At 62.5% G+C, this 21,904-nt stretch carries 19 protein-coding genes; 14 read left to right on the top strand and 5 right to left on the bottom strand.

Annotation, left to right across the window (positions count from 1 at the left end; all coding sequences use genetic code 11):
* Positions 1-35: 35 nt before the first annotated feature.
* Positions 36-1,955 (bottom strand): bifunctional 2',3'-cyclic-nucleotide 2'-phosphodiesterase/3'-nucleotidase, encoded by a 1,920-nt coding sequence (locus AC2FMN_RS15220; RefSeq protein ID WP_496689177.1) that lies wholly within the window; start codon positions 1,953-1,955, stop codon positions 36-38.
* Positions 1,956-2,099: 144 nt separating this feature from the next.
* On the opposite strand from AC2FMN_RS15220, the gene nudC reads away from it, so the two are divergent.
* On the top strand, positions 2,100-3,083 hold the full coding sequence (gene nudC, locus AC2FMN_RS15215; RefSeq protein ID WP_496689175.1) for an NAD(+) diphosphatase: 984 nt from the start codon (positions 2,100-2,102) through the stop codon (positions 3,081-3,083).
* A 38-nt stretch (positions 3,084-3,121) separates the two neighbouring features.
* Positions 3,122-3,589 (top strand): SRPBCC family protein, encoded by a 468-nt coding sequence (locus AC2FMN_RS15210; protein ID WP_496689174.1) that lies wholly within the window; start codon positions 3,122-3,124, stop codon positions 3,587-3,589.
* Between the two features lie 20 nt (positions 3,590-3,609).
* Here AC2FMN_RS15210 and AC2FMN_RS15205 read toward each other — a convergent pair whose 3' ends face one another.
* On the bottom strand, positions 3,610-4,443 hold the full coding sequence (locus AC2FMN_RS15205) for a prephenate dehydratase (protein WP_490360572.1): 834 nt from the start codon (positions 4,441-4,443) through the stop codon (positions 3,610-3,612).
* A gap of 119 nt (positions 4,444-4,562) precedes the next feature.
* On the opposite strand from AC2FMN_RS15205, the gene AC2FMN_RS15200 reads away from it, so the two are divergent.
* The 5 genes from AC2FMN_RS15200 (at position 4,563) to AC2FMN_RS15180 (ending at position 10,930) form a co-directional block, all read left to right on the top strand.
* Entirely contained in the window at positions 4,563-5,072 is a 510-nt protein-coding gene (locus AC2FMN_RS15200; RefSeq protein ID WP_496680455.1) for a c-type cytochrome, read from the top strand.
* Positions 5,073-5,242: 170 nt separating this feature from the next.
* On the top strand, positions 5,243-7,153 hold the full coding sequence (locus AC2FMN_RS15195) for an extracellular solute-binding protein (protein ID WP_496689172.1): 1,911 nt from the start codon (positions 5,243-5,245) through the stop codon (positions 7,151-7,153).
* A 1-nt stretch (position 7,154) separates the two neighbouring features.
* On the top strand, positions 7,155-8,249 hold the full coding sequence (locus AC2FMN_RS15190) for a microcin C ABC transporter permease YejB (RefSeq protein ID WP_496689171.1): 1,095 nt from the start codon (positions 7,155-7,157) through the stop codon (positions 8,247-8,249).
* The gene (locus tag AC2FMN_RS15185; protein ID WP_496680459.1) at positions 8,250-9,356 is read left to right on the top strand and encodes an ABC transporter permease; all 1,107 of its coding nucleotides are present in this window, start codon (positions 8,250-8,252) and stop codon (positions 9,354-9,356) included. It abuts the gene before it with no gap.
* Positions 9,353-10,930, top strand: a complete 1,578-nt coding sequence (locus tag AC2FMN_RS15180; protein WP_496689170.1) for an ABC transporter ATP-binding protein — start codon at positions 9,353-9,355, stop codon at positions 10,928-10,930. Before AC2FMN_RS15185 ends, AC2FMN_RS15180 begins: the two co-directional genes overlap by 4 nt.
* Here the strand turns inward: AC2FMN_RS15180 and AC2FMN_RS15175 are convergent.
* Complete coding sequence (locus AC2FMN_RS15175) at positions 10,927-12,855, bottom strand: elongation factor G (protein WP_496689169.1); 1,929 nt, start codon at positions 12,853-12,855, stop codon at positions 10,927-10,929. The two genes, AC2FMN_RS15180 and AC2FMN_RS15175, sit on opposite strands and share 4 nt — an antisense overlap.
* A 211-nt stretch (positions 12,856-13,066) precedes the next feature.
* Positions 13,067-14,422, bottom strand: coding sequence for an oxygen-independent coproporphyrinogen III oxidase (gene hemN / locus AC2FMN_RS15170; RefSeq protein ID WP_496689168.1), 1,356 nt, complete (start codon positions 14,420-14,422; stop codon positions 13,067-13,069).
* A gap of 61 nt (positions 14,423-14,483) precedes the next feature.
* Here hemN and fnrL point away from each other — a divergent pair, with 61 nt between their 5' ends.
* Positions 14,484-15,227 (top strand): transcriptional regulator FnrL, encoded by a 744-nt coding sequence (gene fnrL, locus AC2FMN_RS15165; protein ID WP_496682877.1) that lies wholly within the window; start codon positions 14,484-14,486, stop codon positions 15,225-15,227.
* Positions 15,228-15,328: 101 nt separating this feature from the next.
* A complete protein-coding gene (locus tag AC2FMN_RS15160; protein ID WP_496682874.1) occupies positions 15,329-15,583 on the top strand; it encodes a GlsB/YeaQ/YmgE family stress response membrane protein in 255 nt (84 codons plus the stop codon).
* 44 nt (positions 15,584-15,627) lie between these two features.
* Here AC2FMN_RS15160 and AC2FMN_RS15155 read toward each other — a convergent pair whose 3' ends face one another.
* Positions 15,628-16,467 (bottom strand): universal stress protein, encoded by an 840-nt coding sequence (locus AC2FMN_RS15155; protein WP_496682871.1) that lies wholly within the window; start codon positions 16,465-16,467, stop codon positions 15,628-15,630.
* A gap of 195 nt (positions 16,468-16,662) precedes the next feature.
* Between AC2FMN_RS15155 and ccoN the strand changes: the two genes are divergently transcribed.
* The 5 genes from ccoN (at position 16,663) to ccoG (ending at position 21,903) form a co-directional block, all read left to right on the top strand.
* On the top strand, positions 16,663-18,270 hold the full coding sequence (ccoN, locus tag AC2FMN_RS15150) for a cytochrome-c oxidase, cbb3-type subunit I (protein ID WP_496682869.1): 1,608 nt from the start codon (positions 16,663-16,665) through the stop codon (positions 18,268-18,270).
* Positions 18,271-18,284: 14 nt separating this feature from the next.
* A complete protein-coding gene (gene ccoO, locus AC2FMN_RS15145; protein WP_496682866.1) occupies positions 18,285-19,013 on the top strand; it encodes a cytochrome-c oxidase, cbb3-type subunit II in 729 nt (242 codons plus the stop codon).
* A gap of 10 nt (positions 19,014-19,023) precedes the next feature.
* Positions 19,024-19,209: a cbb3-type cytochrome oxidase subunit 3 gene (locus tag AC2FMN_RS15140; RefSeq protein ID WP_496682863.1), complete on the top strand. Its 186-nt coding sequence runs from the start codon at positions 19,024-19,026 to the stop codon at positions 19,207-19,209.
* Positions 19,206-20,075, top strand: coding sequence for a cytochrome-c oxidase, cbb3-type subunit III (gene ccoP, locus AC2FMN_RS15135; protein ID WP_496689167.1), 870 nt, complete (start codon positions 19,206-19,208; stop codon positions 20,073-20,075). The genes AC2FMN_RS15140 and ccoP overlap by 4 nt, the downstream gene beginning before the upstream one ends.
* 406 nt (positions 20,076-20,481) lie before the next feature.
* Positions 20,482-21,903: a cytochrome c oxidase accessory protein CcoG gene (ccoG, locus tag AC2FMN_RS15130; protein ID WP_496682859.1), complete on the top strand. Its 1,422-nt coding sequence runs from the start codon at positions 20,482-20,484 to the stop codon at positions 21,901-21,903.
* Position 21,904: the final 1 nt, after the last annotated feature.

The following is a 21,904-nucleotide window of genomic DNA, read 5'->3' as shown; positions in this document are numbered from 1 at the left end:
CCGATATAGGCATCACGGGTCCGCTTGGCAACCCGTCACGGCCACAGCCGGATCCGGAGAAAGCCCTGATCGTCCAACCCAAGCGGCTCGGGGTTGAAAGCGGCCAGTTCATCCAGGTATTTCGCGGCGCCCGGTCCGGTGCGCAGCACGGCCGCACGCCCGTGGAAACCGGTCAGGGAAAAGCTGGCCGGGGCATCTTCGAGCGGATCGCGTTCCAGCGCTCCGGACAGGTAATCCCGGACGACCGTGCCGATGCTGATACGTGGCAACTGGATCGCCGGACATTCGCGCGGGATCGGGAAATTGCCACCGCCATTGGCCCGATAGTTGTTGACGGCCACGACAAAGGCCTGGTCCGGCGTGACCGGGGTGCCGTGGTGGCAAAGGTTTCGTATCCGCCCATTCTCGTTACCGGTCCGGTGTCCGCCAAGGTCGAAACGCGGCGGGCATGACGGATCGATTTCGTATGTCACCCCGTGCAGAACGTCAAAATTGTGCCCGGTCGCCTGCGGGTCTATCAGGTCTGCTTCGCGGGCGCCGTCGATTTGCCGGTAGACTGCTGCCGACATTTCCAGCCAATCCCGCAACTGCGCACCGGTAACGACGACCGCCCGCAACTCATTGGGAAACACATGCAGATCCGACACGTGGCGCAGGAACACGTCGCCCCGCGGAACATCGGTGAAATGGCGTGGCCCGGCCCGACCCCCGAATTTGGAGGGTGCTACGCTCGACAGCAGCGGAAGGTTTTCCAACTTCGACTCTTTCAGAACCGGCCGCAGCGCTGCGGCCTGGGCGGCGGCGACCAAGGTCAGGCCGCGATCCAGCCCGCAGAAAGTGAAATAGCTGTGCATGGCCTGCTCCGTCCGCCCGACCGGCGATGCCGCACGGCGGCGTGTCCGTGCGTGTCCGGTTTGGAACACTTGCATCATCTCGGGGTCTTCGGGCACAGGCCCCGCATCCGGCTGCGCAGGCTGAACAGAGCGAAGTCGGCCGGATTTCGCGACGATTTTCCACCTTGTCGCATCTCGCTCCAGCGTCAGGTCGATCACGCCCAGATGCGTTCCGGCGGTTCCGGGCATGACCACGGGCTTGCCGTGGATCAGACCGTTTTGCAGGTCCATGCTGGCCACCGGGTCCGGGACGTCTGCGGGAAACAGCATGTGCGTGTGCCCGGCCACGATGGCATCCACGCCGGCCAGAGCCGCCAGCTGGATCACCACGTTTTCGGACATGGGGGCAGGTTCGGCGTCACCAAGGCCGGAATGGGCAAGGGCAATCACTAGGTCACAGCCGCGGTCGCGCAGTTCGGCAATGCAGGTCCGGGCGGTGGAAATCGAATCGGCGACCTCGACCTGCCCGTCCAGATGGTGCGCTTCCCACCGGGCCGTCTGCGGCGGCAGGATCGAAAAAACGCCGACGCGCAGCGGAACCTCTTGGCCGCCAACCCGCATCCGACGTGTTAGTACGACCCAGGGCTGCCAGGACTGCGCCCGTCCAATGCGCCGGAGATTGCCGCACAGCACCGGAAACGGCGCGTGTTCGACGATGGCTTCCAGAACGGGCAGCCCGAAGCTGAAATCGTGGTTGCCAAGCGCGATTGCGTCATAGCCCAGTTTCTCGAAAGCCGACAACAGCGGATGCTGAGGGCCGGGCTGGTCGGCGGCCCAATCACCCAGCAACGTGCCTTGCAGCGCGTCGCCGTTGTCGAACAGCAGCACTTCGGCGCCCGACTGCCGGGCCTCTTGCCGGGCGACGCGGATCAGGCTGGCCGTGCGGGTCAGCCCGATGGCCTGGTCCGGCTGGTCGGCGTAATAGTCGAAGCTGGTCAGATTCATGTGCAGGTCCGTCGTCGCCAGGATGCGAAGGACGGATTGGATCGCTTGGCCATGCGCTTGGTGCGCCAAGGTTTTTGTTTTCAACTGCTCTGCTTTTGTGCGTTGTTTTAAATGCATGTTCGCCGAAAGGTAGAATATCCGTTTATTTGTCGGGCATCCATGTGTCTTTTTTGCAGGCGGTGCCGAACGGCGGCCTTGGCTTGGGCATTGCGCTGGGCCGACAGTCGTGGCAGCCCTTGAGCCAATCGCAGGAGCATGGACATGAAACGGGCAGAGCAGGTTACATTCGGCGGATCGGGGCTGAACCGTGCCGCTGATATTCGTGCCAACGGCGAAGAACTGGAGGCGGCCCGCAGGGACCCGATGTCGCGCTGCCTGTTGCTGTGGCGGGGCAAGATCTTGGTGCAGGGCGGCGATCTGGATCAGCTGGCCTGGGTGCCGATGACCCACGCTCTGGTGCAGAGCGGCCCCGGGGGTGCCGTCGAACAGCCCGTTTTCATGGGGAAGTCCGACGCGGGCGCGCCCTTGTTTGCCGCCGACATATCCGATTGGCCGGCCGACGGGCTGGACTTGTCTGGAGTCGGGGCCTTTGTCGATCGCTCCGAGCAGCAGCATCCGAACCTGCCCACCGGTCATGTCTTTGCCGAGCTGCGTCGCATCATGACCCGTCTGTCGCCCCGCGATGCCGAAATCGCCGCGACGGCGAAGGCGGTGATCGGCTGGCACGAAACCCATCGGTTTTGCGCCCGGTGCGGAACCCGCAGCGCCCCGGCACAGGGCGGTTGGCAGCGGGCCTGCCCCGAATGCGGCGCCCAGCACTTCCCGCGCACTGATCCGGTGGTTATCATGCTGGTCACCTTTGGCGACGCAGTGCTGATGGGGCGCTCGCCCGGCTGGCCCGAGGGGATGTATTCACTGTTGGCCGGATTCGTCGAACCGGGCGAAACGCTCGAGGCCGCCGTGCGACGCGAGGTCATGGAAGAAGCCGGCGTGCCGGTCGGTGCGGTCAGCTACCTGGCCAGCCAGCCCTGGCCGTTTCCAGCTTCGCTGATGTTTGGATGCGCGGCGCAGGCCCTGTCGCAGCGGCTGACGATCGATCCGGTCGAGATCGAAGACGCGATCTGGGTGTCGCGCGCTGACATGATGCAGGCCTTTGCCGGGGAACACCCGCGGTTGATGCCGGCGCGAAAAGGCGCGATCGCGCATTTTCTTCTGCGCAACTGGCTTGCGGATACCCTGGACTAGCGAGACACTGGCAAAAATACCGAACGATCAAGGCGTACATGCAGTTTTCGGCACAGGAAGACATTCAGGCCCCCATCTCGGACGTTTTCGAGATGGTCGCGGATTTCGGGCGTTTCGAACGCATGGCCCTGCGGCGCGGGATCGAGGTGCGGCGGACCTTCGATACGCCTTCCCCCGGGGTCGGCGCCTGTTGGGATGCCGAATTCAAGGTGCGCGGTCGAACGCGCCGCATGTCGGTCGAACTGGCCGAGTTCGAACGCCCGTCGCTGATGCGGTTCGTGGCCGCGGGTAAGGGCATGACCAGCCTGACCACGGTCGAGTTGCTGCCGCTGTCGCAGCGGCACACGAGGTTGTCCATCGAAATGTCGCTGGCCGCCCAGACTTTGCCCGCACGGCTGTTGCTGCAATCGTTCAAGCTGGGAAAAACTCGGTTTCGCCGCCAGTTCCAGTTGCGGCTGGGTGATTTCGCCCGCGAAATGGAAACCCGGTACGCGCACGGGGGCTGACGGCGCCCGGCCGCAAGTCGCTAGCCCCGAGGCCGCGCGGCGGGATAGACCCCCAGTATTTCGACATTCGTGGTGAAATGCTGCAACTCGTCCATCGCCAACTGCACGTTGCGGTCGTCGGGATGGCCGACGATGTCGGCATAGAATTGCGTCGCCGTGAAGGAACCGTCGACCATGTAGCTTTCCAGCTTGGTCATGTTGATGCCGTTCGTCGCGAACCCGCCAAGCGCCTTGTACAGCGCCGCCGGGATGTTGCGGACCTGGAAGACGAAGCTGGTGATCATGCCATGCGCACCCCGGCGCGTCTCGTCCACTTCGCGCGACATGACAAGGAACCGGGTGGTGTTGTCGTCATTGTCCTCGATATGCCGAGCCAGAACGTTCAGCCCATAGATCTCGCCCGCCAGTTCGCTGGCAAGGGCTGCCGAGTGTTTGTCTCCGGCCTCGGCAACCTCGCGCGCGGCGCGGGCATTGTCGGGGCTGACCCGGCCCCGGATGCCGTGTTCCTGCAGAAAGCCCGCGCATTGCGGCAGCAGGACCAGGTGTGAATGCGCCTCGGTAATGTCTTCAAGCGTTGCGCCGGGGACCGCCAGAAGGTTGATGTGCACACGCACGAAGGCTTCGTCGATAATGTGCAGCCCGCTGTGCGGCAGCAAACGGTGGATGTCGGCGACGCGGCCATAGGTGGTGTTCTCGACCGGCAGCATCGCCAGATCGGCCTGGCCCGACCGGACCGATTCGATCACGTCCTCGAAGGTGCGGCAGGGCAGGGGCTCCATGTCGGGGCGGGCCATGCGGCAGGCTTCGTGGCTGTAGGCGCCGGGTTCGCCCTGAAATGCGATGCGATTGGTCATTTGGTCGATTCCGTGCAACAAGTTACAGAATTGGGCGTTTGGTCGCGGTGTCTATACCTTGCCTCTTGCAAGGGGAAGCCTTAGACACCCCGCAGACAGCTGAAATGGACTCGCGATCAATGTTTGACACGATGACAGTTACCAAGGCCGCAGCCGGCCTGTTCGGTGCCTTTCTTTTCTTCCTCCTGGCGAAATGGGGGGCTGACGTTCTGTATAGCACGGACGCGCATGGTGAAATGGCCGCCTATGTGATCGAAACGGAAAGCGCCGGCGAAAGCGCTGACGGCGAAGAAGTGGTCTTTGCCGATCTGCTGGCCGCGGCCGATCCTGAAAAGGGAGCCAAGGTGTTCCGCAAATGCTCGGCCTGCCATAAGCTCGAGAAGGGCGCGAACGGCACCGGCCCGTACCTGTACGCGGTCGTGAACCGTCCGATCGCATCGGCCGAAGGGTTCGGCGGGTATTCCGCCGCGATGCAGTCGCATGGCGGCAACTGGACGCCCGAGGAACTGGATGCCTTCCTGGCCAACCCGAAAGGCTATATCCAAGGCACTTCGATGAGCTTTGCGGGCCTGAAAAAACCTGAAGACCGTGCCGATCTGATCGCCTATCTGCAGACGATCGGCGGCTGATTGGTCAGGGTCCGTGACTTGCGAAAGCCGCTGCCGATGTGCAGCGGCTTTTTTCGTCTCAACAAATCTTCACAAAGCGCTCACGCAGTCTAAACTTGCAACTGCCATCGCTGGCCCGTTAGCTAGCGTGGACAGACATGGAACCGAGACGAACGCGAAGGATGACCTGCATGAAACCCGTTTTACCTGGCGCGCGTGTACTGAGTATTCGGCATTGGGCGTCAGCGTTGGGGCTTTCGGCGGCGATCATGGCGCTGCAGACAGTGCCGGGCGTGGCAGATGAGGACGACATCATCCGCAGCCACGGGTATTCGTATTTCGGCAATCTGGACTATCCGGCCGACTATGCGCATCTGAACTATGTGAACCCCGATGCGCCCAAGGGGGGCGAGCTGTCGCTGGCGGCGTCGGGGACGTTTGATTCGCTCAACCCCTATTCCCGCAAGGGGCGGGCCGGTGCGTTGACCACGTTGCAATACGACCGGTTGATCGACAGTTCGGATGACAGCATTGGCCAGTATTACGGTGTGCTGGCCGAAAGCCTGGAATATGACGCCGACCGCAACTGGGTCATCTTCCATCTGCGCCCCGAGGCGACCTTCTGGGACGGCACACCGGTCACGGCCGAGGACGTCGTCTACAGCCACCGCCTGTTCATCGAGCAGGGCCTGCCATCCTATGCGCAGGCCGTGGGCCGCATGGTCACTGGCGCCGAAGCTCTGGACACCCACACGGTGAAATTCACCTTCAATCCTGAATTGACCGCCCGCAGCCGGATCGAGACGGTGGGGTCCACCCCGGTGTTTTCGAAGGCCTGGTTCGAGGCCGACCCGTCGCGTCGCCTGGACGAGCCGCGGCTTGAGGTCGCCGTGGGGTCGGGACCATACAAGCTGGACAGTTACGACATCAACCGGCGCATCGTCTACAAGCGGCGCGACGACTATTGGGGCAAGGACCTGCCGTTCAACAAGGGGCGGTTCAACTATGACAGCATCCGGGTCGAGTATTTTGCGGATCAGACCGCGGCCTTCGAGGCGTTCAAGGCCGGCGAATACACATTCCGCATCGAAAGCGACCCCAAGCTGTGGGCGACCGGGTATGATTTTCCCAAGGTCGCGCAGGGCTATGTGGTGAAGGATGCGATCCCCGACGGCAGTCCGCCGAATCCGTCCGGTTTCGTGTTCAATCTGGCGCGCCCGCAATTCGCCGACAAGAATGTGCGCAAGGCGCTGGCGCTGGCGTTCAATTTCGAATGGGCCAATGAATCGCTCCTGTACGGTCTGAACTCGCCGCGTGATTCCTTCATCGAAGGCACCCCGCTCGAGGCGAAGGATGTCCCGCAGGGTCCCGAGTTGGAGTTTCTGAAGTCGCTGGGGGACGTGGTGCCGTCGGAATTGCTCACCCAGCCGGTGGAAACGGTGCATCAATCGAACCCGGCACGGCTGAACGACCGGCGCAACTTGCGCAAGGCCGCGAAGCTGCTGGACGAGGCCGGATGGCCCGTGGGTGAGGGCAACGTGCGCCGCAACGCCCAGGGTCAAACCTTGCGGGTGAACATCCCGTACCCCTCCAACCTGCCGACCTCGACGGCCACGATGATCGAGACCTTCGTGCAGAACCTACAGGCCATCGGCGTGGACGCGACGGCGGAAAAGGTCGACCCGGCGCAATACACGCTGCGCAGCCGCGAACGTGACTACGACATGGTGTATTCCACCCGCTACAGCGCTTTCCTGTCCACCGGCGGCGGGCTGAGCCAGATGTACGGCTCGAAAGAGGCCGCGTTCAGCCTGTTCAATCCGGCCGGACTTGCCAGCCCCCTGGTGGACGCCATTATCGAGGCGTCTTTCGCCACGACCAATCAGACCGAGCAGGACGCGGCGCTGATGGCGCTTGACCGGGCCCTGCGGTACGAGTTCTTCATCATCCCCGACGGGTACATCGCGGAATACTGGACGGCCTACTACGACATGTATGAATATCCCGAACAGCTGCCGCCCTATTCGCTGGGTTATCTGGATCTGTGGTGGATCAACCCCGAAAAGGAAGCGGCCCTGAAAGCGGCAGGCGCGTTGCGGTAATATGGGCGCCTATATCCTTAGACGCCTGTTGCTGGTCATTCCGACCCTTCTGGGCATCATGATCGTCAACTTCACGCTGGTGCAGTTCGTGCCTGGCGGGCCAATCGAACAGATCATCGCCCAGATCGAAGGGCAGGGCGATGTGTTCGCGGGTTTTGCCGGATCGGGCGATGCCGGGGCCGGTGCCGAACCCGGCGGCGGCGTCTTCGATGACAAATACGTGGGCGCCCGCGGGTTGCCGCCGGAATTCATCGCCGAACTGGAGAAAGAGTTCGGGTTCGACAAACCGCCGATCGAGCGGTTCCTGAACATGATGGGCAACTATCTGACGCTGGATTTCGGTGAAAGCTACTTCCGCTCGGTCTCGGTGATTGACCTGGTGCTGGAAAAGATGCCGGTCTCGATCTCGCTCGGCCTTTGGTCGACGCTGATCGCTTATCTGGTCTCGATCCCGCTGGGCATCCGCAAGGCGGTCAAGGATGGTTCACGCTTTGACACCTGGACCAGCGCTGCCATCATCGTGGCCTATGCCATTCCGGGCTTCCTGTTCGCGATCCTGCTGCTGGTTTTGTTTGCGGGCGGGTCTTACTGGCAGATCTTCCCGCTCAGAGGGCTGACCTCGGATAATTGGGAAGACCTCAGCCTGCTGGGCAAAGTGGCCGACTATTTCTGGCACATCGCCCTGCCGACCATCGCGCTGACAATCTCGGCCTTTGCCACGCTGACGCTGCTGACCAAGAATTCGTTTCTGGACGAAATCAAGAAGCAATACGTCATGACCGCCCGCGCCAAGGGCCTGAGCGAGCAGCGCGTTCTGTACGGCCACGTATTCCGCAACGCGATGCTGATCGTGATCGCCGGTTTTCCGGCGGTGTTCATCGGCGTGTTCTTCGGCGGGTCGATCATCATCGAGACGATATTCTCGCTGGATGGTTTGGGCCGTCTGGGCTTTGAGGCCGCGGTGGCGCGCGATTATCCGGTGATCTTCGGGACGCTGTTCATCTTCGGTCTGCTCGGGCTGGTCGTCGGCATCATCAGCGACTTGATGTATGTGCTGGTCGATCCGCGCATCGATTTCGAGAAACGCGAGGGGTAAATGGCGCTTTCTCCTCTGAACCAGCGCCGCTGGCGCAATTTCTGCCGCAACCGCCGGGCCTTTTGGTCGCTGATCATCTTCTCGGTGCTGTTCGGCCTGTCACTGTTTGCGGAATTCATCGCCAATGACAAACCGATCCTGGTGAAGTACCGGGGCGAGTTCTACACGCCCATCTTCAATTTCTACGCCGAGACCGAGTTCGGCGGCGATTTCGAGACCGAGGCGATCTACCGCGATCCCGAGGTTCAGTGCCTGATCGACAGCGGCGGGCTGGAGGAGTGTTTCGACGACCCCGAAGGCATCATCGAGCAGATCGAAGCGGGAACATTCCAGGCCGAAGGTTTCGAGCGGGGCTGGGCGATTTGGCCGCCGATCCCCTATTCCTACAACACCAGCGTCGACCGCCCCGGCGCAGCACCCCTGCCGCCTAACGGGCAGAACCTGCTGGGCACTGACGACACCAAGCGCGACGTTCTGGCGCGTGTCATCTATGGCTTCCGCCTGTCGATCCTGTTCACCCTGATCGTCACCGGTGCGGCCAGCCTGATCGGTATATTCGCCGGCGCGCTGCAGGGCTTTTTCGGCGGCTGGCTGGACCTGATCTTCCAACGCATCATCGAGATCTGGTCAGCGACGCCTTCGCTTTACGTCATCATCATCATGTTCGCGGTGCTGGGGCGAAGTTTCTGGCTGCTGGTGTTCCTGATGATCCTGTTTTCCTGGACGGGGCTGGTGGGCGTGGTGCGGGCCGAGTTCCTGCGCGCCCGCAACCTGGAATATGTGCGCGCGGCCAAGGCGCTGGGCGTGGGCAACCTGACGATCATGTTCCGCCACATGCTGCCCAACGCGATGGTGGCCACGCTGACCTTCATGCCCTTCATCGTGACCGGCACGATCGGGGGGCTGGCCAGCCTCGATTTCCTTGGCTTCGGGCTGCCGTCCTCGGCCCCGTCTCTGGGTGAGCTGACCCTGCAGGCCAAGCAAAACCTGCAGGCCCCGTGGCTGGCCTTCACCGCCTTTTTCACCTTTGCCATCATGCTGTCGCTGCTGGTCTTCATCTTCGAAGGCGTGCGTGACGCGTTCGACCCGCGAAAGACCTTCTCATGAGCTTGCTGGATGTGAAAAACCTCAGGGTCTCGTTCCGCCAGGACGGGCAGGTGACCACGGCGGTTCGGGGCGTGTCGTTCCATGTCGATCGCGGGGAAACCGTGGCGCTGGTAGGCGAATCCGGCTCGGGCAAATCGGTCACCGCGCTGTCGACCGTGTCGCTGCTGGGCGACAGCGCAATCGTCGAAGGATCGGTCACCTATGACGGCCAAGAGATGATCGGCGCCTCGGAGCAGCGTCTGATGGAGGTGCGCGGCAACGATATCAGCTTCATCTTCCAGGAGCCGATGACCTCGTTGAACCCGCTGCACACGATTCAGAAGCAGATGGCGGAATCGCTGGCCCTGCACCAGGGGCTGACGGGCGACGCGGCGCGCGCCCGGATCGTCGAATTGTTGAAAAAGGTCGGCATCCGCGACCCCGAGGAACGGCTGGACGCCTATCCCCATCAGCTGTCCGGCGGACAGCGGCAGCGGGTGATGATCGCCATGGCGCTGGCCAATCAGCCCGATATCCTGATCGCTGACGAGCCGACCACTGCGCTGGACGTGACCATTCAGGCGCAGATCCTCGAGCTGCTGGTCGAGCTGCAGAAATCGGAAAACATGGGGATGTTGTTCATCACCCATGATCTGGGCATCGTGCGGCGCATCGCCGACCGGGTCTGCGTGATGAAGGATGGCGAGATCGTCGAGACCGGCCCGGTGGCCGAGATCTTCGACAACCCTCAGCACCCCTATACCCGCAAGCTGCTGGCGGCCGAACCCAAAGGCATTCCCGATCCGATAGACCCCGCGGCCGAAGAAGTGGCCCGGACCGAGCATCTGAAGGTCTGGTTCCCGATCCAGCGCGGGTTCCTGAAACGCACGGTCGGCTATGTGAAGGCGGTGAACGACGCTACGCTCAGCGTGCGGGCAGGCGAGACCTTAGGGATCGTGGGCGAAAGCGGCTCGGGCAAGACCACGCTTGCGCTTGCGATCATGCGTCTGATCGCTTCCGAGGGCGGGATCACCTTCCGTGGGCAGGATGTGCGCCGCTGGTCCACGCGTGAACTGCGCCGCCTGCGGAAGGACATGCAGATCGTATTCCAGGACCCGTTCGGCAGCCTCAGCCCGCGTATGACCTGCCAGCAGATCATCGCCGAGGGTCTGGCGATCCACAAGGTCGATCCGCACCGTGCCCCGCGCGAGTTGGTGGCCGAGGTGATGACCGAGGTGGGCCTGGACCCGGCGGCCATGGACCGCTACCCGCACGAATTCTCGGGCGGGCAACGCCAGCGCATCGCGATTGCCCGCGCCATGGTGCTGCGGCCCAAGCTGCTGGTGCTGGATGAACCCACCAGCGCGCTGGACATGACGGTTCAGGTGCAGATCGTCGAACTGCTACGCGACTTGCAGAAGAAATACGGGCTGGCCTACCTGTTCATCAGCCACGACCTGAAGGTGGTGCGGGCGATGTCACACAAGGTGATCGTCATGCGCAACGGAGACGTGGTCGAGATGGGCGCTGCCGAAGACCTCTTCGTCAACGCGCAGGATGACTACACCCGCGAACTGATCGCTGCGGCGGGTTAGGCGTTGGCCGCTTCGCGCGCCGCCGATTTGGGCAGCGGGCCGCGCAGCTCTTCATAGTGGTCGAACTGCAGCTTGACCCAGCCGGTACCGCGTGTGGCGCTGGCCAGCGTGCGGTGCAGTTCGTCCTCAGCCACGGCGGGCAGCTGGGCGTTGAAGATTTCCCAGCCCGGCGCGTTCGGGTTGCCCTCGAACCCCAAGACCTGCCCCTGAAGCGAGCTGATCGTGGGCACCAGATCGCCCACGAAGGCCGACGGAACATGGATCTCGGCGTTCAGGATCGGCTGCAACACGACGGGTTTGGCCTGCGGCAGGGCCTCGCGGACTGCGTTTTTTCCGGCCGTCCGGAAGGCAAAATCGGAACTGTCCACGTTGTGATGCTTGCCGTCATGCAGCGTGACCTTCACATCCACCACCGGAAAGCCCTCGGGGCCTTGCGCCAATGCATCGACCGCGCCTTGTTCGACCGAGGGGATATAGTTCTTGGGTACCGCGCCGCCCTTGACCACCTCGTCGAAGTGAAAATCCGATCCGCGCGGCAGCGGCGCGACCGAGATCACCACATCGGCGAACTGCCCCGCGCCACCGGATTGCTTGCGGTGGCGGTGCCGGTGTTCGACCGCGGCGCGGATGGTCTCGCGATAGGCGGTCTCGACCGGGGAGGTCTCGATCTCGATCCCGAAATCCTCGGCCAGCTTGGCGACCACCCGCCGCATGTGCTGCGGCCCCTGCGAGCCCAGAACGGCGTGGCCGCTCAGCTCGTCCTGTTCCAGCGTCAAGCCCGGGTCGATCTCGACCAGCCGGGACAGCGCGTTGGACAGGCGCACGTCGTCGCGTTCATGGGCTGGCGACACAACCTGCCGATAGGCGACCGGATGCGCCGTGGCCCAATCCGGCAGCGGCGTGGAGTCGCTGCTGTCATAGACATTGCCGGGGTTGAGGTGATCGGATTTTACCGCCAGCCCGATCTCGCCGGCCTTCAGCCCGTCGATCTGGGTCTTGGCATCCAGCGCGGTCAGGTTGCCAACGGTTTCGCCGCCCAGCGGATCATGCGCCTTGATCCCGTCGCCCAGCCCCCGCAGGACGATGATCTTGCCGATGTGCTTCTTGACGTCGGCAAAACCGGTGATGGCGCGGGCGGCCTCGGGCGCCGCGTCGCGGTCGGCGGCGATGTCGAACTCGGGCGCCTCGTGCCGCAGGGCCTTCATCAGGCGGGTCAGCCCGTTGCCATGGCTGGCCGCGCCCAGACAGGCCGGGATCAACTGGTGGTTCTGCAACACCTGCGCGGCCAAGTCATAGATCTCGGCGCTGGGCGGCTGCTTGTCCTCGATTAGCTGCTCAAGCAAGTGGTCGTCGAAATCCGACAGGGTCTCGAGCAGTTCGGTGCGGGCTTCGGCCTCGCGATCCGCAACCGATTGCGGCAGTTCGATCAGCGCCGAGGGCTGACCTTCTTGATATTTCCACGCGCGCTCCGAGATCAGGTCGACGGCCCCGATAATGGTTTCGCCTTCACGGATCGGCACTTGCCGCAGGGTAATGTGATGGCTGCAATAGGTCTGCAGTGCGGCGACGATGTCTCGGATGCGGCCGTTGGGGTTGTCCATCCGGTTGATGAACAGAAAGCAGGGAATGCCCGCCTCCTCGACCAGCCGCAGGTAGGGGGCGCACAGAACAGCCGCGTCCGGGTCAGGCGGGACCACGACCACCGCCGCGTCGGAAATGGCCATGGCGGGCCCGGCATAGGCCATCGCATCGCCTCCGCCATCGACATCTATCGCGCACCACGGTTCGTCCAGATAAGAAAAACCGTGCATATGCACGGTTCCGGACAGGTCGAATGTGGTGGGCCGGCCATCAAGGCGACTGATGGCCTCGACCAGGGTTGTCTTGCCCGATTGGCTGGGGCCGAGGACGGTAAAAACGCGCATGGGTGCTGTCCCTTCGTCAAGTTGCAGAGTGGTTGCACGAAAGGAGCTGTCGAACGCGGATGCGCCGGCGAGTCTGTCTGAATGATGGCCTGCCTCGGGGTCGGGCGGCCTGCCGCCCGCCTTCCGAGTGTGGGGAAAAGCCACCGCACGCGTCAACCCCCCGCTTTTTTGCATTGTGGCGACCGGCCGGGTTGCGGCCTGACGCCTGCCGTCAGATCGCCGAGCTGTGGCCCGCCTTGCTCAGGTCATAGGCGTCGAAGGTCCGGGCAATCATCCGGGTCAACGCGCGCGCTTCGGGCGGGATGAACAGCCCGTTATCGGTGATCTGCAACAACCCGTCGAAGGTGTCATTGGCGCGCTGGTACATCGCCGTCAGCTCGGCCGCCGAGATGTCGTGGTCGCGCAGGATCTCGGCAGTGTCGATGCGGAAGTCGCACATCAGGGCCTCGATCAGGCGTGCGCGCAGGATGTCCTGACCCTTGAACAGATGCCCGCGCGCGGTCGAGAATTGGCCTTCGCGCACCGCGTTGGTATGGGCCGATGTGGCCGGCGCGTTCTGCGCATAACCCTGTGGGAAGCGCGAGATCGAGCTGGCGCCGACCCCGATCAGAACCTCGGCCTGATCGTCGGTATAGCCCTGGAAGTTCCGCTTGAGCCGTCCGGCTTTCAGCGCGTGGGTCAGCCCATCATCCTTGGTGGCGAAATGGTCGATGCCGATTTCTTCGTAATTGTCCCACAGGAACAGACGGCGGGCGGTGTCGAACAGCTCAAGCCGCTGTTCCGGCGTCGGCAGGGCGTCGGACGGGATCAGCTGCTGGCGTTTCGCCATCCACGGTACATGCGCATAGCCATACAGTGCCACCCTGTCGGGGCTTAGCGACAGCAGCTTCTGCACGCTTTCGGTCATCCGCGCCTTGGTCTGGTGCGGCAGTCCGTACAAGATGTCAGCGTTCAGGCTGGGCACGCCGCGCTCACGGATCATGTCGATCGCCTCGCGGGTGGTGTCATAGCTCTGGATGCGCCCGATGCTCTTCTGGATCTCGTCATCGAAATCCTGAATCCCGATCGAGGCGCGGTTCATCCCGGCTTCGGCCAGCGCGTCAAGACGGGCGGCGTCCACCTCGTTGGGGTCGATCTCGACCGAGAATTCCGCGTTGGGTCCAAGTGGGACGATGCCCAGAATATGCGCGGCCAGTTCGCGCATCAGGTCGGGGTTGAGCAGCGTGGGCGTTCCCCCGCCCCAGTGCAGGCGCGACAGGGTCACCCCGCTGGGCAGGCGCGCGGCCAGCAGGTCCAGTTCGGCCTTGAGGACATCGACATAGGCGATGACCGGGTTGTCGGTCTGGGTGCCCTGGGTGCGGCAGGCGCAGAACCAGCACAGCCGGCGGCAGAACGGCACATGGACATAGAGCGAGATCGAACTGCCCGGCCGGATGGCGGAAATCCAGTCGCTGAACATGTCGGGCCCCACGTCATTGCTGAAGTGGGGGGCGGTCGGATAGCTGGTATAACGCGGTACCTTCGCGTCAAATAGTCCAAGCTTTGCCAATTGAGGTTTTACTATCATGGCGACACCGGTATAGGCTCGGAAACCAGAAGACCTTGACCGAGATCAAGTGGACGCGCGCATGACCCTGACTACACTCGTTGACCATTCGAACTGCGAAGACTGTCCAATTCGTCACCGAGCGGTGTGCGCGCGCTGTGACGCGGACGAGTTGGTCGCGTTGGAAGAGATCAAGTATTATCGCAGCTTCGAGGCGGGGCAGACGATCATCTGGTCGGGCGACCAGATGAATTTCGTCGGCTCGGTGGTGTCTGGAATTGCATCGTTGACGCAAACCATGGAGGACGGGCGTACCCAGATGGTGGGCTTGCTGCTGCCCAGCGATTTCGTCGGCCGCCCGGGGCGCGAGTCGGCGCCTTATGACGTGGTGGCCACGACCGACGTGGTGATGTGCTGTTTCCGCAAGAAACCGTTCGAAGACTTGATGAACAGAACGCCGCATATCGCGCAGCGTCTGCTGCAGATGACGCTGGACGAACTCGACGCCGCGCGTGAATGGATGTTGGTCCTGGGCCGCAAGACCGCGCGCGAGAAGATCGCCAGCCTGCTGTCGATCATCGCCCGTCGGGACGCCTCGGTCAGCCAGAAGGGGCTTTCGGGGCCGATCGTGTTCGATCTGCCGCTGACGCGCGAGGCGATGGCCGACTATCTGGGCCTGACGCTGGAAACGGTCAGCCGTCAGATATCGGCCCTGAAAAAGGACGAGGTGATCCTGCTGGAAGGCAAGCGCCACGTCACCGTGCCGGATATCGGGCGCCTGATGGAAGAAGCCGGCGACGATGCCGATGGCGGCTTTCTGGTCTGAGGGCATATCTGACAGTACAGTGCCCGGCGATCTTGATGCGTGACGCCAAGGCGCGTCCGTGCTCTAACTAAGGGCGCATCAACCCAAGTCAGGGAGCGGTCATGGAATTCAGCAGTATATTAGCGATGTTGTTCATCGGCGCGATTGCCGGTTGGCTGTCGGGCAAGATCATGTCCGGCCGCGGGTTTGGCCTGGTCGGCAACATCATCGTCGGTGTCGTCGGGGCGTTTCTGGCGGGGACGATCTTTCCGGCGCTTGGATTTTCCGTAGGCGGCGGGATTTTCTCGTCGATCTTCTTCGCCACGATCGGGGCGGTGATCCTTCTGTTCCTGATCGGACTGGTCAAGAAGGTCTGAGCCAGTGGGCCGCCCCAACCCGAGGCGGCCGACCCTGTTTCCCGTCAATGCGCCATGAAAACCGGCACGGCGGATTTTTCCAGCATGTTCCGCGTGGCGCCGCCCAGAATGGCCTCGCGGAAGCGGGAATGTCCGTAGGCCCCCATTACGATCATGTCGGCCGCGGTGTCCTCGGCATGGCGGTTCAGAATGTCCGACACGCGGGTCATCGTCTTGCTGAGCACGTCGATTTCGCATCTCACCCCGTGCCGGGCCAGCATTTGCGACAACAGCCCGCCCGGGTCCGACCGATCAGGGCCGTGGGTCGGCGGATCGATCACGACGATCCGGGTCAGATCCGCCGCCATCAGGAACGGCAGGGCGAACCGGATAGCGCGCATCGCCTCGACACTTTCGTTCCACCCGATCAGAACGGTGCGCGGCCGAGACACGATTTCCGCGTTATCCGGCACCACCAGAACCGGGGCGTGGCCGTCGAACATCGCGGCCTCGATGATGGGCTCGGCCTCGGCGCCCCGGCCTTCGCCATAGGGTTGCGGCAGCACCACCAGATCCGAGAATCGGGCCCTGTGGGCGACATGCCGGCCAAGATCTGCGATCTGCGCGACGCCGCTTTCGGCCGACCAGCGCACGCCGGACTTGCCCAGGAATTCTTCGGCGAATTTCAGGTTCTCCTCAGCCTCGGCATTGGCCCGGTTCAGGGTTTCCTGCAAGATCAACGCATTGGCCCCGGCATAGTAGTATCCGGTCTGGCTGCGATCGACGCCCAGACACAGCGCTTCGGCATGGGCATCCTGAGCTTCGGCCAAAGCAGCCATCTGCTCCAGCGCCTTTTTTGCGAATTTTGTTTCCGTCACGACTGAGAGAAGCGATTTGTAAGCCATCTTGACCTCATTGTTCCATTGCTCGGTGCGGCGGTTTCGAGCAGGTCATTCATTTGGTTATGCGTGTCACAGTTTTCACTCTATTGTCTTGATACAGATCAAAGCAGTAGGGCCCGCGGTTGGCCGATACAGCAGGCAGTCAAAAAAGCCGCGCGCGGCAAGAGAATCGCGTGCGACATGGCAAAGGGACGCAATATGTCGAATTACATCAAGCTGATCGCGCTTGGCCTGGTCACGCTGTTCGCAGCGATCGGGGCCAACTATGCGCGGGATTTGGCGTATCAGGTGCATGCGATACTGGTGATGCTGATCGCCGGTGGCCTGTTCATCTGGACGCTTCGCAACACCGACGAGCCCGACATTCTTGTCGATCGCTCGGGGGAATACATGGACGGCGTGATCCGCTATGGCGTGATCGCAACCGCCTTTTGGGGCGTCGTCGGATTCCTCGCGGGTACGTTCATCGCATTTCAACTGGCTTTCCCGGTGCTCAATTTCGAATGGGCCCAAGGATACCTGAACTTTGGCCGTCTGCGTCCGCTGCACACCTCGGCCGTGATCTTCGCCTTTGGCGGCAACGCGCTGATCGCCACGTCCTTCTACGTGGTGCAACGCACCAGCGCGGCACGTCTATGGGGCGGAAACCTCGCCTGGTTCGTGTTCTGGGGCTATCAGTTGTTCATCGTGCTGGCCGCGACCGGCTATGTGCTGGGCGGCACCCAGTCCAAGGAATATGCCGAGCCGGAATGGTATGTAGATCTGTGGTTGACCATCGTCTGGGTGGCCTATCTGGCCGTGTTCCTGGGCACGATCGTGAAACGGAAAGAGCCGCATATCTACGTGGCCAACTGGTTCTATCTGTCCTTCATCGTGACCGTCGCGATGCTGCACCTGGTCAACAACATGACCCTGCCGGTCAGCATCTGGGGCTCGAAATCCGTGATCGTCTGGTCGGGCGTGCAGGATGCGATGATCCAGTGGTGGTACGGCCACAACGCCGTGGGATTCTTCCTGACCGCAGGCTTTCTGGGCATGATGTACTATTTCATCCCGAAACAGGCCGAACGCCCGGTCTTCAGCTATAAGCTGTCGATCATCCACTTCTGGGCGCTGATCTTCATCTATATCTGGGCCGGTCCTCACCACCTGCACTACACCGCGCTGCCTGACTGGGCCTCGACGCTGGGCATGGTGTTCTCGGTCGTGCTGTGGATGCCTTCGTGGGGTGGCATGATCAACGGTCTGATGACGCTCTCGGGCGCATGGGACAAGCTGCGCACCGACCCGGTCATCCGCATGATGGTCATCTCGGTCGGTTTCTACGGCATGTCCACCTTCGAAGGCCCGATGATGTCGATCCGTGCGGTAAACTCGCTGTCGCACTACACCGACTGGACCATCGGCCACGTGCACTCGGGTGCGCTGGGCTGGAACGGCATGATCACCTTTGGTGCGCTGTACTTCCTGGTGCCGGTTCTTTGGAAACGTGAGCGCCTGTACTCGCTGCAGATGGTCAGCTGGCACTTCTGGCTCGCCACCATCGGCATCGTGCTCTACGCCGCGTCGATGTGGGTGACCGGCATCATGGAAGGCCTGATGTGGCGTGAAGTGGATGCCAACGGCTTCCTGGTGAACTCGTTCGCCGACACTGTGGCGGCCAAGTTCCCGATGTACGTGGTGCGTGCCCTGGGCGGCGTGCTGTACGTCGCGGGTGCAGTGATCATGTGCTACAACCTGTGGATGACCGTCCGGAAGGCGCCGGCCAAAGAGGCCAGCCTGACCGTCGCGGTCCCGGCTGAATAAGGAGGGCCGGAGCAATGGCAATTCTTGACAAACACAAGATCCTCGAGACCAACGCGTCCCTCCTGCTGATCTTCAGCTTCCTGGTCGTGACCATCGGTGGCATCGTGCAGATCACGCCCCTGTTCTACCTTGAGAACACCATCGAGAAGGTGGAGGGCATGCGCCCCTACACCCCTCTCGAAATGGCGGGACGGGAAATCTACCTCCGCGAAGGCTGCTATGTCTGCCACAGCCAGATGATCCGCCCGATGCGGGACGAGGTCGAACGCTATGGCCACTACTCGCTGGCGGCCGAGTCGATGTACGACCACCCGTTCCAGTGGGGCTCCAAGCGCACCGGGCCGGACCTGGCCCGCGTCGGCGGCCGCTACTCGGACGAATGGCACGTGGACCATCTGCGTGATCCGCAATCGGTGGTGCCGGAATCGGTGATGCCGAAGTACGGCTTCCTCGAACGGCGCAAGCTGGACGGAAAGTATATCGGCGACATCATGGCGGCGAACGCCGCGGTCGGAACGCCCTATACCGACGAGATGCTGGAGAACGCGGAGGCGGATTTCCGCGCTCAGGCCGATCCCGACAGCGACTATGACGGTCTGCTGGAGCGCTATGGCGACAAGGTGAACGTGCGCAACTTTGACGGCCAGCCCGAGCTGACTGAAGCGGATGCGCTGATCGCCTATCTGCAGATGCTGGGGACGCTGGTCGATTTCTCGACCTTCACCCCGGACGCGAACCGGTAAGGGGGCTGTCATGGAGCAATACACGATCCTTCGGCAATTCGCCGACAGTTGGATGCTGCTGGCCCTCTTCGCCTTCTTCATCGGCGTGGTGATCTGGGTGTTTCGGCCCGGTGCCAGCAAGCAATACGAGGATACTGCCGGCATACCGTTTCGGCATGAAGACAAACCCGCCACATCCGAGGAGGCGCGGAAATGAGCAAAGCACCCGAAAAGAAGCCGGGCGATCCCGGTACGACCGGCCACGAATGGGACGGCATCGAAGAGTTCAACAACCCGCTTCCGCGCTGGTGGCTGTGGACCTTCTACGTCACGATCTTCTGGGGCCTCATCTACACGATCCTATATCCGGCTTGGCCGCTGGTGAACCACGCGACGGCCGGTGTTCTGGGATGGTCGTCGCGCGCCAACGTGGATGCGGAAATCGCCGCGGTGGAGGAGGCGAATGCACCGATCACCGCACGCCTTGAGCAGGCCGAACTGATCGACATCGCTGCCGATCCCGACCTCAGCAGTTTCGCGGTATCCTCTGGCGCGGCGGTGTTCCGGACTTGGTGCGCTCAGTGCCACGGTTCGGGCGCGGCGGGCGCCGTCGGTTATCCGAACCTCCTGGACGACTCGTGGCTCTGGGGTGGAGATCTGGAATCGATCTATCACACCGTCGCCGCCGGCATCCGCAACGAGGAATATGACGAGGCGCGCTATTCCGAGATGCCCGCCTTCGGTCGCGACGAGCTGTTGACGACCGAGGAGATCTCGCAAGTCGTCAACTATGTCATGTCGCTTTCCGGAGAGCCGAACGATCCCGCGCTGGTCGAGGCCGGATCCGTTGTCTATGCCGACAACTGCGCCTCCTGCCACGGCGAAAACGCCGAAGGCGACCGCGACCAGGGCGCGCCGAACCTAGCGGACGCGATCTGGCTCTATGGCGGCGACTACGACACCCTGACCGACACCGTGACCAACAGCCGCTTCGGCGTCATGCCCGGTTGGCAAAACCGTCTCAGCGAAGCGCAGATTCGCGCGGTTTCGCTCTACGTCCACCAATTGGGTGGCGGTCAGTAGACACAAGAAAACCTTCGGGCGGTTCGCCGCCCGAAGGCCTAGGTGCCGGCTGTTCCATCTGTTCGCGCGTTTCCTGAACAGCCGGCACCATTTTTCCAAACCTAGTGCGTGTCGCGGCGCCGGTCCAGAATTTGGCGCGGCAGTTGCGCGCATCGCCCCGGCTGCCTGCGGCATTTCGTCGATGATGATACACGACCGGTTGGCGCCTATTTTGAGACATGCCAGATCCGGCGCGTTTATGACTCTGCCCGGCAGTAAGGTTTCGCCGAAACGGCGGCAATGCGATAGTGTCGGGTTCAGGTGTGACAAAAGATGTCTGTACGATGCGCTTTTGACCCATGTCAAAGTTAACGCGTTCATGATCTGGAACAAGTCGCCAGAAAACAGCCTGATCCGGAGCCAGCCCGTGAGCGATTCCAATCCCGCCCCCAGCCTTTATGCCGCCCGAGAGCCGATCTTTCCCAGACGCGTGTCAGGAAAGTTCCGCGACCTCAAATGGATCATCATGGCAGTCACGCTCGGCATCTATTATGTGACGCCGTGGATCCGCTGGGACCGTGGCCCCAGCCTGCCGGACCAGGCGGTACTTTTGGACCTGGCGAACCGGAGGTTCTATTTCTTCTGGATCGAGATCTGGCCGCACGAATTCTATTTCGTCGCGGGTCTGCTCATCATGGCTGGTCTCGGGCTGTTTCTGTTCACCTCGGCGCTTGGGCGCGTGTGGTGCGGCTATGCCTGCCCGCAAACGGTCTGGACCGATCTGTTCATCCTGGTCGAGCGCTGGATCGAGGGCGACCGCAACGCCCGCCTGCGTCTGCACAGGCAGAAAAAGCTGGACTTCCACAAGGCGCGGCTGCGCCTGTCGAAATGGACGGCCTGGTTTCTGATCGGTCTGGCCACGGGTGGGGCTTGGGTTTTCTATTTTGCCGATGCGCCGACGCTGGCGCGCGATCTGATCACTGGCAATGCCCACCCGATCGCCTATACAACGATGCTGATCCTGACCGGCACGACCTTCTTCTTCGGTGGATTCGCACGCGAACAGATCTGCATCTATGCCTGCCCCTGGCCGCGCATCCAGGCAGCGATGATGGACGAGGACACGCTGGTCGTGGGCTATCGCGAGTGGCGGGGTGAACCCCGCGGCAAGGGCAAGAACCGCGAAGGCCTGGGCGACTGCATCGACTGTTATGCCTGCGTCAACGTCTGCCCGATGGGGATCGACATCCGCGACGGGCAGCAGCTGGAATGCATCACCTGCGCCCTGTGCATCGATGCCTGCGACGAAGTGATGGAAAAGGTCGGCAAGCCACGCGGCCTGATCGACTACATGGCGCTCAGCGACGAGCAGCGCGAACGCGCAGGGCATCCGCCCAAGAGCATCTGGAAGCATATCTTCCGTCCGCGCACGGTCCTGTATTCGTCGCTGTGGTCGGCGGTGGGGGTTGCCCTGCTGTTCGCCCTGTTCATCCGGTCGGACATCGACCTAACGGTGGCGCCGGTGCGCAACCCGACCTTCGTGACCATGTCCGACGGCTCAATCCGCAATACCTATGACGTGCGGCTGCGCAACAAGCACGGCGAGGACCGGTTGTTCAAGCTGTCGCTGGTGGGCGATCCCGCGATGAAGCTGCAGATCGAAGGTACGCCGCTGGATACCGTGAACGTCCCGGCCGATACCGCACATTTGACGCGCGTGTATATTGTCACCGACAAGGATTCGGCTCCGGCGGCGGCGGACACGACACCAGTCCGCATCTGGGTCGAGGATTTGGCCAGCGGCGAGCGGGCCTACAAAGACACCACTTTCAATGGGCGGGGGAACTGAG

It is taken from the genome of Ruegeria sp. BHSC037 (genome assembly GCF_059613045.1).
Note: the sequence above shows the minus strand (reverse complement) of the source record. Positions and strands in the feature narration are given on the sequence as shown.